The sequence below is a fragment of the Pirellulales bacterium genome, assembly GCA_035533075.1.
GTDB lineage: Bacteria > Planctomycetota > Planctomycetia > Pirellulales > JAICIG01 > DASSFG01.
This window is the reverse complement of the sequence record DATLUO010000167.1, coordinates 25,242-41,293: the sequence shown is the minus strand read 5'-3', so window position 1 is coordinate 41,293 and position 16,052 is coordinate 25,242. Positions and strand designations below refer to the sequence as shown.

Sequence of the window (16,052 nt, the reverse complement as noted above, 5' to 3'; positions counted from 1 at the left end):
CGCCTCGATCAATAACACCACCTCCGGATTCGTGCCGTGGGCCAGGATGAAGACGGCCGCGTCTTGCAGGCGCATCTTAGCGTCGCTGTAGCGATGCACGGGTTGGGTCAACAGCCGAAGCTCGAAGCGCGAGTTGTCCGGATCCCAGAATTCGTGCGCCGTAAAGCGGCGCGCCTGCTGTTTGGCCTGCCGCAGCCGCGCTATTTCTTCTTTCGCGGGCGCGGGGCCATCGGCGATGAGCGGCGTTTCCAGCGGCGCTGGCGGAGGCGTCCAGCGTCCCGAAGGCCCGGCATTCAGCGATAATCGCTCAGCCGAGCTGAGCGTAACCGAGTGGCGCCAAAGTTCGGGCTGATCGGCGTCCTGCCACAGCTCCAGAAATACGGCGGGACGGCCGGTTCGCCCCCAGGCCCAGAACGAGCCGCGCTGGTGCATTCGCGCCGGATCGCCAAACGACGACAGCGGCCGGTCGATCAAGCCGATCGCATCGCGACGTCGCAGCTCCAGCCCACGCACGTGCTTCTCAGCCGCGCGGAGATGAGTTTTCTCCGCGTCGGTCGGCGGCGTCTCCGCCGGCTCCTCGCCGCGTGACGCCCCTCCGCAGATACCAAGGTAGGCCGACAGCAGCAGCACGCCTCTGACGGAAGTGGCCAAGCGCAGTCGATTCATGGCAACGGTCCCTGATGGTTGTGCAAAGGCGAAGCACAGGCGAAGCACGACACCGATACTCTACCCGCCTTACGCTGCGCGAAGCAACTCCGGGCGAATCACCGCTCGCCCGCCGTTGCTCGTGGGCATCCGCCGCTCGATGTGAAACGTCACGATTGAGCCGATCGTGAAGTTGCGGAGCCAACTCCTCCGACGGCCCGCCGGAACTGGCAATCCAAAATCCAAAATCGAAAATCCAAAATCACCCGACGTTGGCCGCCTCCACCAGTTCAGCGTCGTTTGCTTTCTCGATCACGCGCATGCCGCGCCACGGCCCATAGAGGAACCGCAACAAGAAGACAACGCCAAGCAGAAAGACCCACGCGCTGACCACACTCCAACACCAGTAGAGGCCCAAGTCGAACCACTTCACGCCGATCCAAGTGGCGGCGGCGACCACCAGCGAAATCGAGAGCGTCGTCACCAGCACAAAGCCCGTGTCGCCGGCCCCCTTCAACGCACCGGAGAAAATAATGTTCATGGCGTCGAACAGGCAATAGAACGCGACGAACCGCAGCAACACCTCCGCCAGGCTCTGTAGCTCGGCGAACTCGGCCGGGTCGCTGTTGATGCTGTAGGCGTACAGCAGCCAGTCAGGCGCGAACAGGTACAAGCTGGCGACCACCGCCATCAGGCCGCCTCCCAACGTGAAGGCCGACCAGGTAGAACGCTCGGCCAGCTTGGGGCGGTCTTCGCCCAGGTGCTGGCCGACGAGCGTGCTGGCCGCCAGCCCGATGCCCAGAATCGGCATGAAGGCGAAGGAATTCAGGTTGAACGACAGGTTGGAGGCGGCCAGTTCCCGTTTGCCCATTTGCCCGACCAGCACCAGAAACACACTGAACGCCCCCATCTCGAACAGATATTGCAGGCCGTTGGGGAAGCCGAACCAAATCAAGCGGCCGAACAGTTCGCGGTCGAAGCGCCAGCCCGATAAGGTATGGAATGTCCGTCGCAACGGCGGTCGCCACCACAGGACCAGATACGTGGCCAGCCGCAGCCAGGTGGCCACGGTCGTGGCCCAGGCGGCGCCGGCCGGTCCCAAGGCCGGAAAGCCGGCATGGCCGAAGATCCACAGATAATCGAGCAGGATGTTCAGTGCGGCGGCGCTGGAATCGACGACCATCACCGTGCGCATGCATCCACGGCCGGTGAAGAACGCCGATAGCGCGGCGACGAGCACCAGCGTCGATTCGCCCCAACAAAGGGCCTGGTAGTATTCGACCTCATAGCGGGCCACGTGCGGATCGTGCCCCATCGCCGCGAAAATCTTCGGCGCCAGCGGAATGGTGGCCATCGCCAGGGGCGCGGTGACCAGCCCGATGAACAGGGCCTGCCAGACGGCGGGGCCGATCCGCCGCGGCCGGCCGGCCCCATGGTATTGGGCCACGAAGGTATTCACGTAGGACGCGATGCCCAGTGGAAAACAGATCAGCGTGAAGGCGATGTTGCCGGCGGGCAGGGCCGCGGCCACCGCATCGTGCGAGTGCCAGGCCAGAAACACCCGGTCGGTGAAGATCATGATGGTCCAGGAAACGGTCGAGGCGATCAGCGGCAGCGCGACCGCCAGCGTTTCGCGAAATCCGCCCGGCCGTCGCCACCAATTGTCCACCCGTTTCAGCACCAGGTCACTCGTGAGACTGAGGGTTCATTCGCTTCTGGCGTTCTGGACGTTATCCCGGTTTTATGCCGCAGTCGTAAGGTGGGCCGCCGCTCGCAAGCTGGCTTGCCCCACCTTACGGGCAATCGGCCCGTATGACTAGCACTCTTGCCCCGATCGTTACTTTCGCCAACCTCGGCACGATTGGCCGCTACGCTCGATGTTCCAAGAATGTCGGCGCCGCTGGCCGATCGTTAGCATGCGGTCGCCATCGCACAACCCTTTGTGGAAGGTGAAAAACTTTGCCCACATCGCAACGCGGCAAACGGAGTTGCTTCGGCCAAAACGCGCGGCGGCCCCTGTGCGCGGGCCAACGCTTCGAAGCCCTGGAACCGCGCGAAGTCCTGTCCTCGCAGGCCCCCGTCGTTCTCGACGCCACGCCTTACAACGCCGCATTCGTCAATGCGGCTTATCAGGACGCCCTGGGACGGCCGGCCGACTCCGCGGCGCTGAACGGCGCCGTTCAGCAATTGAATGCCGGGCAGGCCCGCGACTGGCTTCCCGCGGTGGTTGTCGACAGTAACGAATACGCCTCCCATCTGGTGACCGCGGCCTACCAGCAGTATCTGGGCCGGACGGTGGACAGCGCCAGCCTCAATTTCTGGATCGACGAGCTGCACGCGGGGCTGCGTGATGAGGATTTGGCCGCTGCGCTGGTCGGCAGCGACGAGTTCTATGCTCGCGCCGGCGGCAACGACGCGGCCTGGATCGGCGCGGCCTATCAAGCGCTGCTGGGCCGGCCCGTCGATGCCGGCGGCCTGCAATGGGCGACAAACCAGCTCACCTCCGGCGTTTCGCGCAGTGCTCTGGCGCTCGAACTGGCCGACAGCACGGAGCGCGAAGACCAGGTCGTGCGAAACGACTACCTCCATTACTGGGGCGCGACGCCCGACGACGCCAGCGTGAGCTATTGGGCGGCGCAACTTGGCGCCGGACAGACGACCGACGAATCGCTGGTGATGCAATTGATGGACGCGAACCAGTACTACCAACAGAAAACCGGGGTGCCGCCCACGGTCGTGCCCGAACCGGTGCCCACTTCGTTGTGGCAGAGCGAAAACGCCAACATCGACGCCCATGCCGCAAAGGACAATTCGCAGGTCGTGTTCCTCGGCGACTCGATCACCGCCTATTGGCAGAACGCGGGCGCGACCGTCTGGGCGCAGAACTACGCCGGCCTGAACGCGCTTAACGCGGGCGTCGGCGGCGACCGAACGGAGAACGTGCTCTGGCGGATCGAGCACGGCAACTTGGGCGAGAACTCTCCCAAAGTCGTCGTCCTGATGATCGGCATCAACAATCTGGCGTTCGGCGACAGTCCGCAAGACGTGGCCACCGGCGTGGCGTCGATTGTCGCGACGCTGCGCGACATGCTGCCGGACACGATGATCCTGGTGCTGGGCATCTTGCCGGCCCTGGAAACGTCGCCCGACAGCTCGTTCCGCCAGGAAATCACTGCCACCAATCAGTTGATTCAGCAACTGGCCGACGGCCAGAACGTTTTCTATCTCGACATGGGTCCCGCCTTCACCCGCGCCGATGGGACCATCAACGCCGCGCTCTTCCAGCAGTACCTCGTGCATCCGAACGCGGCGGGCTACGAGGTCTGGGCGCAGACGATGAACCCCTATCTACAGGCCATCATGGCGGGTTCCTCCAGCCAGGCGGCAAGCCAAAGGAATCTGCTGTAATCCGTTGGGGCCGTAAGGTGGGGCAAGCGAGCTAGCGAGCGCAGGCCCACCGATTTGAGGCGTCAGGCGTCAGGCAAGGTCAATCCAAGTATTCCTGAACCCTGAACCCTGAACCCTGAACCCTTTGACTTGCAAAACCATCGAAAGCCGGGAAAATAGAGCCGTCGCACTGTCCGGCTCCCACCGGTCAGGCGATCCCACCGTCAGGCCAACCACCCCAACAGGCTCTACCCCGCTCTACGAGTACCCCTATGCGTGTCTTCCGCTTTCACGTGATCCTCTTCTTCTGCGTCTCGACTGCCTTGATTGGCACACTGACGGTCGCTCTTGCCCGCGACTGGCCGTCGTTTCGCGGCCCCGACCGCAGCGCCGTTTCGACCGAAACCGGGCTGTTGCAGAAGTGGCCCGACGGCGGGCCGCCGCTGGTCTGGGACGTGGCGGGAACCGGCCGCGGATACGCCAGTCTGGCCGTCGTGGGCGACCGCATCTACACGCTCGGCGATACGACTTCGATTGCCGCCGACGAGGACGAATACCTGCTGGCCTTCGACCGAGCCACGGGCAAGCCGCTCTGGCAACGGAAGACCGGCGCCCCCTGGGACAAGGGCCAGCCGAACTGGCAAAGCTCCCGATCGACTCCCACTGTCGACGGCAACCGCGTCTTTGCCCTGACCGCGCAAGGCGAATTGGTCTGTTGCGACGCCGCGTCGGGCAGCGAACATTGGCGGAAAAACATGCAGAAGGACTTCGGCGGCAAAAAGGGCGACGGTTGGGGCTACAGCGAGTCGGTGCTCATCGACGGCGACCGGCTGATCTGCACGCCCGGCGGCGAGACGGCGACGATGGTCGCGCTGAACAAGACCAACGGCGAGTTGATCTGGAAGACCTCGCGGCCCGGCGACCGCGGCGCGGGACACGCCTCGATCGTGCCCTCGAAAATCGGTTCCACGCCGGTCTACGTGCAGACGACGGCCAGCGGACCTTTGGGAGTTCGGGCCAACGACGGCAAGCTGCTTTGGACCTACGACATCGAAAAGACGACCGCGGTCATTCCCACGCCGATCGCGCGCGACGACCTGGTGTTCTTTACGGCCGGCTACGGCCGCGGCGGCGCGCTGTTGCGGCAGGTGCCGCAAGCGGATGAAGAGGTCAAAGTCGAAGAGGTCTATCCGCTCAAGAAGGACTTGGGCAGTAAGCACGGCGGCGTGGTGCTCGTGGGCGATTATCTCTACGGCGGCAAGGAAGATTCCAACGCTCTGTTCTGCGCCGAGTTGATGACCGGCGACAACAAGTGGCCGCAGCAGCGCGGATCGGGGCAAGGCTCGGCCGCCATCGCCGCCGCCGACGGTTGCCTCTACATTCACTTCGCCAACGGCCAGATGTCGCTGGTGAAAGCCGATTCGGAGCAGTACGAGGAAGTCGGCTCATTTACCGTGCCCGGCAGCGGCGAACGGCCGAGCTGGGCCCATCCGGTGATCGCCGGCGGCAAGCTCTTCCTACGCGAGCAAGACCACATTCTCTGCTACGACATCGCGGCCGGGCGGCAATAGCGCCATGTCGCAAGAGATTTACGTCAGCACCGATATCGAGGCCGATGGCCCGATTCCGGGCCCGCACTCCATGCTCAGCTTTGCCTCGGCCGCCTTTACCGCCGACAAGACGCTGGTGAGCACCTTCAGCCGCAATCTGGAGACGTTGCCCGACGCGAAGCCCGACCCGCGCACCGCCGCCTGGTGGCAGTCGCAGCCGGAGGCCTGGGCGGCGTGCCGGCGCGACGCCCAACCGCCCGAGCGGGCGATGCACGACTATTTGCAGTGGGTGCGTTCGTTGCCCGGCAAACCGGTATTCGTCGCCTATCCGGCTGCTTACGACTTCATGTTCGTCTATTGGTATTTGATCCGCTTTACCGGCGAGAGCCCCTTCTCGCACTCGGCTCTGGACATCAAAACCTTCGCCATGGCGCTGCTCGGCCGCGGCTATCGCAACTCGACGAAAAGGAACATGCCCAAGCGTTGGTTCGACGAGCTGCCCCACACGCACGTGGCCTTGGACGACGCCATCGGCCAGGGGGCTCTCTTTTGCAATATGCTGCAGGAAGCACGAAGGCTTGCACCGACTCCGCCGGCGCGGCAAACTGAGCGGCATGAATGACCATCATTCCGTGCTGCACGTAGACGCCAATGCGATTCCCTGGGAGGAGCGTTTTAACGAGCACGTGGGCGCCGCCATCTTCCGCAAGGAGCTGTTCAGCGACCCAGAGACGGGCATGCTGGTCCGCCTGGTGCGATATCCGGCCGGCACGATCAATCCCAGCCATACACACCCCTGCGGTCACGGCATGTATGTGCTCGAAGGGACGCTGGTCACGCACCAGGGAAGCTACGGCCCTGGAAGCTTCGTCTGGTTTCCTGAAGGCCAGATCATGGAACATGGGGCCAGTGCCGAGGGCGATGTCACGGTCGTGTTCATCACCAACAAGCCGTTTCGCATCGACTACGTCGAATCATAAACCGTACGCGGTGGTCGTTGAGAAGAATTCACGCAACCCGGTCCGCCCCGCTTCGATAATCAGCTTGCGCGGCCCGTGTTGACCCGCCGCGCCCACGAGGAGACATAATGTCCACCGTTACGTATAGCCAAGCGAACCGGCCCATGTCGGTCACCACCCCCCTGGGCAAAGACAAGCTGCTCTTGGTCGGATTGTCGGGCAGCGAGGCCCTCTCTCGCCTGTTCAGCTTTCACCTCGACCTGCTGGCTGAGAACAAGACCGAAGTCGAATTCGACAAGCTGCTGGGGCAGAAGACCTCGGTGCAGCTCGCGCTGCCCAGCGGCGAGTCGCGTTACTTTTCGGGCATCTGCAGCCGTCTCAGCCAGGCTGGCCGCGATGCCGTGTTCACCGCCTATCGCCTGGAAATGGTGCCGCAGTTCTGGCTGCTGACGCACAAGGCCCAAAGCCGCACTTTCCAGCAGAAATCGGTGCCCGACATCCTCAAGGCCGTGCTCACGGGACTCGACGTGAGCTACGAGCTCCAAGGCACCTTCCAGCCCCGCGACTATTGCGTGCAATACCGCGAGACCGATTTCAACTTCGCCAGCCGTTTGATGGAAGAAGAGGGCATCTACTATTTTTTCAAGCACACGTCCAACGGGCACACGATGGTCGTGGCCAACACGCCGCAAAGCCATCCGGATATGCCCGTCAAGAACAAGGTGATCTTTGACGTCGTCGACGCCGGCCATTTGCGGAAAGAAGACCGCGTTCACGAGTGGGAAAAGTCGCAGCAACTGCGGAGCGGCAAATACACGCTCTGGGACCATTGTTTTGAGTTGCCGCACAAACACGTGGAGGCCGATAAAACGATCCAGGAAAGCGTGGCGGTGGGCAAAACCACCCACAAGCTCAAAGTGGGCGGCAACGACAAGCTGGAGCTTTTTGACTATCCGGGCGAATATGCCCAGCGATTCGACGGCATCGACCCCGGCGGCGGCGACCGGGCCAGCGACGTGCAGAAGATTTTTCAAGACAACAAGCGGACCGTCGAGCTACGCATGCAGGAAGAAGCCTTGCAGAGCCTTTTGATCCACGCCGCCAGCGGTTGCCGGCAGTGGACCAGCGGTTATAAGTTCTCGCTCGAACGGCATTTTTCGGCCGACGGACAATACGTGGTCACCGGCGTGCAGCACTCGGCCCACTTGCCGGCCAACTACCGCAGCGGTTCCGGGGAGGGCTTCCGCTACCACAATTCGTTCACCTGCATCCCGTCGGCGTTGCCGTTTCGCCCGCGGCGCAGGACGCCCAAGCCGGTCATCAACGGCACACAAACCGCGGTCGTGGTCGGCCAGCCGGGCGACGAGATTTTCACCGACAAGTACGGCCGTGTGAAGGTGCAATTCCACTGGGACCGCGAGGGGAAGAACGACGCTCAAAGCTCGTGCTGGGTGCGGGTAGGCTCGATCTGGGCGGGCAAGCAATGGGGCGCGGTGCATATTCCCCGCGTCGGTCAGGAGGTGCTGGTCGCCTTTCAGGAGGGCGACCCCGACCAGCCGATCATTGTCGGCAGCGTCTACAACGCCGACATGATGCCGCCCTACACCTTGCCCGACAACAAGACGCAAAGTGGCATCCTGTCGCGCAGCACTCTCCAGGGCCAGAGCAACAACTTCAACGAGCTGCGATTCGAAGACAAAAAAGGCTCGGAGGAAGTCTACTTCCACGCCGAGAAAGACTTCAACTGCGTGGTCGAGAACAACGACACGCTCAAGGTCGGCACCAGCGATACGCAATACACCCAAGACGGCAGCCGCACGGTCGAAATCTGGAACAACCACTCGCTCAAAGTGGGCGCCGGCGCCGGAAACGCCAAGGACGGCAGCCAGACGATCGACGTCTATCACAACCGCACCGAGACGGTGCAGACCGGCAACGAGTTGGTGACGATCAAACAGGGAAACCGCACGATCAACGTCGATCAAGGAAACGACACCCACAACGTCAAGCAGGGGAACCGCTTAGTCAATGTCGATACCGGCAACGACACCCACAATATCAAGCAGGGGAACCGCGCGGTCGTGATCAGCATGGGCAACGACTCGTTGGCCATCAAGATGGGCAACCAAACGACCAAGCTCGATCTGGGCGCCAGCTCGACCGAGGCCATGCAGTCGATCACGCTCAAAGTGGGCCAGAACAGCATTACGATCGACCAGATGGGGGTGACCATCAAGGGGATGATGGTCAGCGTCGAAGGGCAGATCCAGACGGCGGTGAAAGGAATGATGACGCAGGTGCAGGGCAGCGCGATGACACAGATTCAGGGCGGGATTACGATGATCGGGTGAAAATAAACAGGAGGACGACAAACGAGTGACGACGGCGGCACGTATTCGGTCGATTTACGCCGATGGCACCAAAGTCTTCGAAGGCCAACAACCGCCGAGAATCTCCGGGCCGGATCCGCGCGCGACCGGGCCGCACTCACGATTGCGGATGGATTTGGTGAACCAACGAACCTACCAAGCACGTGAATTTGACGCTACGGGGAATCCGGTGCGCGATATCGACTTCACAAACCCGACTTATCCAACCGGGGTGCCCAGAGCTGGGCACCCCGGACCGCCGCATCAACATCGGTTTTTTGCAAACGATCCTCAGCTTGGGCCCAAATCCGGCCTTAAACGAGGAGGCCCTGAAAATCTTTCCCCGTGACGACATTGCCTGTATCATTCAATCAGAGAGTTTTTATGCGCGGCGTCTCCATTGCTGATTTCGATCAACGTCACGTACTGAGCTTCGACCTCGTCGACATTCTGGCCGCGTTGGGAGGCGCGGCGGATGAGAGCACTTGGAGCCTATCACACGTCGAAGCTTTGGGCGGCGGCGATGCTGAAAGGTTGCAGCAGCTTTCGGCGGAACGACGGACCATCGACGGCAAGATGTTATCAGCGCTCGCGGGAAACGTCTCGCAGGTAATCGAGGGAGAATTTCGAGCGTTTCGTGGGACGGCCAAAACGCCCTGGCTGGTCATCTATGCCGTTGACAGCTCGGGCTTCGATGTGTTGAGCGACGACGAAGACGCGCTGAAGAGAATCCGAGCAAGGTTTCAAATCGTTAACGAAATCCCGGAATCTGCTTATGGCCCCTCCACCGCTCAATAAAGTCGAAGCCAAGACGGCCGCGGAGATCTGCGCCCGGTTTGAACTGGGCGAGCAGGCCAAGCTGCTGCCGCGCGAGGGCATCGCGCCCGCGGCGTTCCTGGAACGGCTCATCGGCGAGCGGCAGTTCCTCGACGCGGTCCGCTTTTTAGCCTACGCGTTGCCCAAGCGCGAAGCGATCTGGTGGGCCGCCCGCTGCGCCCGCTTGGTGGCCGGCGCCGCATCGACGCCGGAGCAGCAATCGGCGCTGGAAGTGACTGAGCGTTGGTGTGCTCAGCCCAGCGAGGAGCTGCGCCGCGCGGCGATGGCCGCGTCGGAGAAGGCCCAGTTGAAAACCCCGGCGGGCTGCGTCGCGCTGGCGGTGTTCTTCAGCGGCGGCAGTTTGGCGCCGCCCGATGTGCCGGTCGTTCCGCCCGCCGACGACCTGACCGCCCGCACCGTGGCGGGCGCCGTGCTCATGGCGGCGGTCGTCAGCCAGCCCGAGAAGGCCGAAGAGAAGTACCCGCGTTTTTTGGAACAAGGCATCGCCGTGGCCAGCGGCCAAGACGTATGGAAATGATTTGAGAAGGCATAGTTCGATTCGCTCACCAGCGGGCGACGCGGCCAGTGCTTTTAAAGATGGATCCGTGATGCGGAAACCTGCGGATGGTAGATCAAAAGATCATTCAAGCGGCGCGGCGTAATGGGTCGCTTTACGGCAATTGCTTCGGCGATCGGCGTCCGAGCGTCGACGGCGTCGTCGACTTGTTGGTGGAGGGGAGCCGTTTTCACCGCCACGTTGCCGTCCGCGTCAACAGCAACAAGCTGCTGGCGATGATGGCCGACGAGGAGTGGGTCGTCCAGGCGGGTTCGCACACGAGTGAAAAAGATCAGACGAACCACTACACGATCAGGATTGGCAACCACGGCTACCATTTGAGGCATGACGCGCGCGGACACTTATTCGAGATCAGCGGCGCGGGACTGCCGGCAGTGGCGCCCTGGGCCGCGCCGGGTACGGACGTTGTGATGCCCGGCAAGAACGCTTGAAAGGAGCGGATTCACGATGGGACAACCTGCCGCACGACTGACGGACATGCACGTTTGCCCGATGGTGACGGGCATTGTGCCGCACGTGGGCGGCCCGATTGCCGCGCCGGGCGCACCGACGGTGTTGATCGGCGGACTACCGGCGGCCCGGGTGGGCGACATGGCCGTTTGCGTCGGTCCGCCCGACGTGATTGCCTTGGGAAGCTTCACCGTGCTGATCGGCGGCCAGCCCGCCGCGCGCTTGGGCGACATGACGGCACACGGGGGAGTGATTGTGCTTGGATGCCCAACGGTTCTGATAGGTTGATTGCACGGAGAAAAGGAATGGGCGTTTTCGATAATGCCGGTGTCTGTCATGAGGATCCGGTCTACGTTCTCGGCGTGACTCTTTACCGCATTCACGCTCATCGTACGTCTACCGATCCCAAGTGGACCGACTTTGTCATCAAGGAACTGAGGCGCGGCGGCGTTTCCGATGATTCGATCCCGGATCTGATAACCGTCGCCTGGGACGCGGGGTATGCACTCCCAATGACGCCCACGCTACAGGCGCTGTTTCACAAGTCCATCGCGGCACGCTACGCGAAGACTTTTGGCTTCGGGCCGCGCCTGCCTCCGCCAGATTCGCGATCGCGCCCGCCTGGTTTTGTGACCGGTTATTGGGGGGAACATTGGGGGGAAGGGCTCCTCCAGCAACAAACGACGGTGGGGCCTCCCTCCGACTCCTCCACGGACGAGTCAACGCTTGAGCGGCTCCGGGGGTTCGCAGAGAGTCTTGACGCAAACAAGGAGCTCGCTGGCACGGAGGTACAAGAGTTTGTGCGCGCCTTGCGAGAGTATTACCGCCGTCCCCGCGGTGAAACGGAACCCATCGAACCCATGATTGATGTGAGAAGTCCTTTAGATGGTCACACGATGCATGTGCCCCGAAGTATGGCTGAGGGCATCCCACCGGGTTTCGATCCTGACGGGAGGGACGGAGCCGGCATTACACCGGGTATTGACATGAACGCCGAGTAAGCGTGGTCATTAGGCGGTGACCCGTCATGTCGAAGCCATCTCTCAGACGGTTTATCGAAACGGCGTTGGCGGGCGTGGCCTTGTCGGGGCTTTCCGCGTTTGGCTTTCTGGCCCGGCCGCCGGCCCGCGCCGCAGGAACGGGCTCGCCGAAATGTTTGTGGCGCGGCGCGAATTTCGGGCAACTTTCTGCTGCCAGGAGTGATAATCACTGCGGCGGGCTGGCCCTAACTGGAGTTCTTGCAAATGGGAAACACATGCACCGATCTACCCGGTTCGGCAGTCGAAACGGTCGCGTTGGCGTTCGATCTGGTTGATTACGAGGCGAAAAACGGGCCGGCGCAAATCGTCAAGGTGCTCCAAAGCGATGACGTTCAAAAGGCGATCAAGGACGCCCTCGACAAGCAGGGTAAGGCGTTTCTGCAGGAGCAGCAGCAGGGGAAATTGCCCAGCGCCAACGATGCCGCCAACCAGTTGGGCTCCGCGCTGGGCAAAGCGGCGACCGATGCGGGAAGCAAGCAACTTGTCTCCCAGGTGAAGAACACCGGGCAGTACCAGCGCGTGCAAAACAGCCTCAATGACCTGAAATGCGCCTACGAAAAATCGGTCGTCGGCGTCTGGATCGACGAACACAAGGCGCTCTTGATCGTCGTCGCCTCCGGGCTGGCCGTGGGAGGCGCCACGGTGATGTATTTGACAAAGACGGGCGACACTCCGGCCGACTGGGCCACCTCGCTGGCCAAGGACGCCCTGCCCACCATCAGCCTCGGTCAGCTTAAGCTCGGCTCCGCCAACCCCGTCTTCAAGCCCTCGACGCGCGATCTGGGCCTGAAGACCTATGTCGATACCGGCAAATGGAAACCGCTCCCGAACACCGACTTTAGCGTCACCGTTCACGTGACCGACGGGAAGCTGACGACGTTGCAAGGCGCGTTGCAGACCAAGATACCAATCGGCCAATGGACGCTGCCCGCCACCGCCCATGCCGACCCGCTGGCCGACAAATATTCGCTCTCGCTGGGAATCCAACGCAATGCCGACGGGCTCAACGTTGGCCTTGTAGCCGATTTCGAAAAAGACCGGCAAAAGGAAACCAAGGGCGTCAGCGGCACGCTTGATTACAAGACCCGCATCGGCTCCGTTCCCCTCGACATCGCCGCGTCGGCGGGCATCAAGCAAACCACACAACCCAATCCCATGTTTTCGGGCCGCACGAATACGCAAACCGATGTCCGCGGTAACATCAGTCTTACGATACCGCTCAGCTTTTTGCCGTAATCGGTACCGCGCTCGGCGTCAAACACCAGCCGGCGCAGGCCACTGTCGATTAAGTTGGCTGTGTTCCTGTACGCGGCTCGGCCCGGATCGTCGCTCCGTCGCCTGCGGCGGAGGCCTGCCGTACAATAAAGCATCGGGCGCAGCGCACTCCCTCAAGCAAACTGGAGGTCCAGTCATGTCGAAGCAATCGCGCAGACGTTTTATCGAAGCGGCGTTGGCGGGCGGAGCTTTGTCGGAGCTTTCAGAATTCGGCTTTCTGGCCCGCCCGCCGGCCCGGGGCGCAGAAAATGTCTCGCCGAACTGTTTGGGGCGCGACGCGAATTTCGAGCAACTTTCTGCTGCCAGGGGTGATAATTACTGCGGTGGGCTGGCCCTAACTGGAGTTCTCTCGGCACGGCAATCCTGCCGTTCTCCTTGGAACTCGGAAATTTTCTGGTGGTGATCTCCACGGCCGGCACCGAGAAGGAAATCGACGAAGGCGCCGAGCATCTGGCGCGGGCCATCGCCATCGTCGGCGTGATCGCATTCTTCGAGCTGCTTCGAAGAGCGAGCCGCGTAAAGTTGAAGGGGAAACCACGGCCGAAAGGTGAAGAAGCGCCTCCACCGGAGCAGTCGGAACCGCCGCCCAAGAAGTCGGAACTACCGCCCAAGAAGAAACCGGCCGCCGACGCGAAGACGCCAAATCCGGCGATAGACCTTTCATTGCCGGAACATCCAGAGTTGCAAGGCACTCTGGAGCGGATCGCCAAGGGCGAAAAGTTCCCGCATCGCAATGACGGGTCGGTGTTCGGCAATCGCGAAGGACTGCTACCAGGCCAACCGCGTGGCTATGACCGAGAATATGTACATCTGACACCTGGCGCGAGCGGGCCCGGAGGTCAAAGGGTAGTCGTTGGGCAGGGTGGGGAAGTATATTGCACGAGTGACCATTACAAGACATTCATGCGGGTCAAATGAAGGAGATTTACAATGGAGTCCGTCCTCTCGGAGTTATCCTTTGACAGTCGCCCTTTACAGTTGAACGTGGGCGATGACCTGATCGCTCACGTCGGCTCAGGCATTCGTACGCGCGCGAAGTTGTTCAGTATCTTGCGCCACGAATTGCGATTGCCCGACTATTTCGGTGAGAACTGGGACGCACTTTTCGACTGCCTTCGAGACCTGTCTTGGATTAAGCAGCGTCGCGTGGTCATTCTGCACTCGGAATTGCCGCAACTCGGCGCAGATGACTTGTGGGTTTACTTGGATCTCCTTTCAGAATGCATCAAAGATTGGAAACCCGCGGACGATCATCCGTTGATCGTCGTATTCCCGGAGGCCGCGCGCCAGGTTGTTTCGGCCATGGTGCAGCAGCAATGATTACCTCGGAGAAGGCGGATGTTCCGGGATACGTTTGATGGCTCTATCGCCCGCGATGGAGGCCGATCGTACAATGAACCGTCGTGGGCAGCGCACTCCCTTAAGCAATCTGGAGGACCAGTCATGTCGAAGCAATCGCGCAGGCGGTTTATCGAAGCGGCGTTGGCGGGCGGGGCTTTGTCGGGGCTTTCCGAGTTCGGCTTTCTCGCCCGGCTGCCGGCGGTCTCGGCGGAAGAAGCCAAGTCCGAGCCGAGCGTGGTGCCGTTGTCGCCCGACATCGGGCCGCTGGTGAGGCTGCTGGAAGAGACGCCCCGCGAGCGGTTGCTCGAAGAGTTGGCCGGCCGCATTCGAGGCGGCACGAGCTACAAAGAGGTGCTCGCCGCGCTGCTGCTGGCCGGCGTGCGGAACGTCGAGCCGAGGCCCAGCGTGGGCTTTAAGTTCCATGCCGTGCTGGTCGTCAACTCGGCGCATCTGGCCAGCCTCTCGTCACCCCCGGAACACCGTTGGCTGCCGATCTTCTGGGCTCTCGATTATTTCAAAAGCGCCCAGGCCCAAGACCGCCGCGAAAACGAACAGCGCGGCAAGAAAGACTGGACCATGGGGCCCGTCGACGAAAGCGCCGTGCCCGATGCCGCGAAGGCCAAGGCGATGTTCATCGAGGCCATGAACGATTGGGACGAAGCCAAGGCCGACGCCGCCGCCGCGGGACTGGCGCGCACCGCCAAGCCGGCTGAGGTTTATGAGTTGTTTTCACGCCTTGGCTGCCGCGATTTCCGGGCCATCGGCCACAAGGCGATTTTCGTCGCCAATAGCTGGCGCACGCTCGATTCGATCGGCTGGCAGTACGCCGAACCCGTGCTGCGGTCGCTGGCTTACGCCCTGTTGCAACACGAAGACGGCAACCCGGCCCAGAACGATCTCGATGCCGACCGGCCGGGCCGCGAAAACCTCGAGCGGTCGCAGAAGCTTCGCGCGGACTGGCAACAAGGCAAACTCGACGGCCAGGCCACCGGCGAGCTTTTGACCACGCTGCACAACGGTTCGCCCGACGAGGCCTGCGAACAGGTGATCGAGATGCTCAACCGCGGCGTGGCGCCACAATCGGTTTGGGACGCCGTGCTGGTCGGATCGGGCGAGTTGTTGCCGCGGCAGCCGGGCATCGTTTCGCTGCACGCGGTCACCTCGGCCAACGCGCTGCACTATGCCTTCCAGGCCAACCCGGATGACGCCACGCGACGCATATTGCTATTGCAAGGCGCGGCGTTCGTGGCGCTGTTTCGTGGCGCGATGCAAGGCCGAGGCAAAGTGGCCGAGGTTGATCTGCGACAAATCGAGCCGCTTGCCGTGTCCGACGCCAACGATCCGCTGGGCGAGATTTTCGCCGATGTCAGCGGCGACCGCATGGCAGCCGCCCGAAAGACCCTGGCCTACTTGAAAGACCACGAAGACGCCAAGGCGTTCATCGACGCCGCGCGGCTGTTGGTGTTCTTCAAGGGCAACGATCCGCACGATTACAAGTTCAGCTCGGCTTTGTTGGAAGACTATGGCCACATCTCGCCGGGCTGGCGCGGACGCTACCTGGCGGCGGGCGCGTTCAGCCTTTGCGGATCGGGCGAGGCCGACAACCGGCTGGTCGAGCGGACGCGCGCCGCGTTCGGATAGCT

17 protein-coding genes are annotated in these 16,052 nt (G+C 62.2%); 15 read left to right on the top strand and 2 right to left on the bottom strand.

Annotated elements, in window-relative coordinates; translation table 11 throughout:
* Positions 1-666 (bottom strand): hypothetical protein (locus tag VNH11_20780; protein HVA48814.1); only part of this gene is annotated, 666 nt, incomplete at its 3' end.
* A 241-nt stretch (positions 667-907) separates the two neighbouring features.
* On the bottom strand, positions 908-2,326 hold the full coding sequence (locus VNH11_20775) for an MATE family efflux transporter (GenBank protein ID HVA48813.1): 1,419 nt from the start codon (positions 2,324-2,326) through the stop codon (positions 908-910).
* Positions 2,327-2,604: 278 nt separating this feature from the next.
* Between VNH11_20775 and VNH11_20770 the strand changes: the two genes are divergently transcribed.
* The 15 genes from VNH11_20770 to VNH11_20700 all read left to right on the top strand — a co-directional run bounded on the left by VNH11_20770 (position 2,605) and on the right by VNH11_20700 (position 16,050).
* On the top strand, positions 2,605-4,053 hold the full coding sequence (locus tag VNH11_20770) for a GDSL-type esterase/lipase family protein (protein ID HVA48812.1): 1,449 nt from the start codon (positions 2,605-2,607) through the stop codon (positions 4,051-4,053).
* Positions 4,054-4,304: 251 nt separating this feature from the next.
* On the top strand, positions 4,305-5,603 hold the full coding sequence (locus VNH11_20765) for a PQQ-binding-like beta-propeller repeat protein (protein HVA48811.1): 1,299 nt from the start codon (positions 4,305-4,307) through the stop codon (positions 5,601-5,603).
* Between the two features lie 4 nt (positions 5,604-5,607).
* The gene (locus VNH11_20760) at positions 5,608-6,204 is read left to right on the top strand and encodes a hypothetical protein (protein ID HVA48810.1); all 597 of its coding nucleotides are present in this window, start codon (positions 5,608-5,610) and stop codon (positions 6,202-6,204) included.
* Entirely contained in the window at positions 6,197-6,562 is a 366-nt protein-coding gene (locus VNH11_20755) for a cupin domain-containing protein (GenBank protein HVA48809.1), read from the top strand. The genes VNH11_20760 and VNH11_20755 overlap by 8 nt, the downstream gene beginning before the upstream one ends.
* Before the next feature lie 107 nt (positions 6,563-6,669).
* On the top strand, positions 6,670-8,892 hold the full coding sequence (gene tssI, locus VNH11_20750; protein ID HVA48808.1) for a type VI secretion system tip protein TssI/VgrG: 2,223 nt from the start codon (positions 6,670-6,672) through the stop codon (positions 8,890-8,892).
* Positions 8,893-9,255: 363 nt separating this feature from the next.
* On the top strand, positions 9,256-9,708 hold the full coding sequence (locus tag VNH11_20745; protein HVA48807.1) for a hypothetical protein: 453 nt from the start codon (positions 9,256-9,258) through the stop codon (positions 9,706-9,708).
* Positions 9,686-10,264, top strand: a complete 579-nt coding sequence (locus VNH11_20740; protein ID HVA48806.1) for a hypothetical protein — start codon at positions 9,686-9,688, stop codon at positions 10,262-10,264. Before VNH11_20745 ends, VNH11_20740 begins: the two co-directional genes overlap by 23 nt.
* 86 nt (positions 10,265-10,350) lie before the next feature.
* A complete protein-coding gene (locus VNH11_20735; protein ID HVA48805.1) occupies positions 10,351-10,734 on the top strand; it encodes a hypothetical protein in 384 nt (127 codons plus the stop codon).
* A gap of 16 nt (positions 10,735-10,750) precedes the next feature.
* A complete protein-coding gene (locus VNH11_20730; protein HVA48804.1) occupies positions 10,751-11,041 on the top strand; it encodes a PAAR domain-containing protein in 291 nt (96 codons plus the stop codon).
* 17 nt (positions 11,042-11,058) lie between these two features.
* Positions 11,059-11,754, top strand: coding sequence for a hypothetical protein (locus tag VNH11_20725; protein ID HVA48803.1), 696 nt, complete (start codon positions 11,059-11,061; stop codon positions 11,752-11,754).
* Between the two features lie 243 nt (positions 11,755-11,997).
* Positions 11,998-13,029 (top strand): hypothetical protein, encoded by a 1,032-nt coding sequence (locus VNH11_20720; protein HVA48802.1) that lies wholly within the window; start codon positions 11,998-12,000, stop codon positions 13,027-13,029.
* Between the two features lie 175 nt (positions 13,030-13,204).
* The gene (locus tag VNH11_20715; protein HVA48801.1) at positions 13,205-13,471 is read left to right on the top strand and encodes a hypothetical protein; all 267 of its coding nucleotides are present in this window, start codon (positions 13,205-13,207) and stop codon (positions 13,469-13,471) included.
* Positions 13,444-13,986 (top strand): ribonuclease domain-containing protein, encoded by a 543-nt coding sequence (locus VNH11_20710; protein ID HVA48800.1) that lies wholly within the window; start codon positions 13,444-13,446, stop codon positions 13,984-13,986. Before VNH11_20715 ends, VNH11_20710 begins: the two co-directional genes overlap by 28 nt.
* 12 nt (positions 13,987-13,998) lie before the next feature.
* Positions 13,999-14,388: a barstar family protein gene (locus tag VNH11_20705; protein ID HVA48799.1), complete on the top strand. Its 390-nt coding sequence runs from the start codon at positions 13,999-14,001 to the stop codon at positions 14,386-14,388.
* A gap of 123 nt (positions 14,389-14,511) precedes the next feature.
* A complete protein-coding gene (locus VNH11_20700; protein HVA48798.1) occupies positions 14,512-16,050 on the top strand; it encodes a hypothetical protein in 1,539 nt (512 codons plus the stop codon).
* Positions 16,051-16,052: the final 2 nt, after the last annotated feature.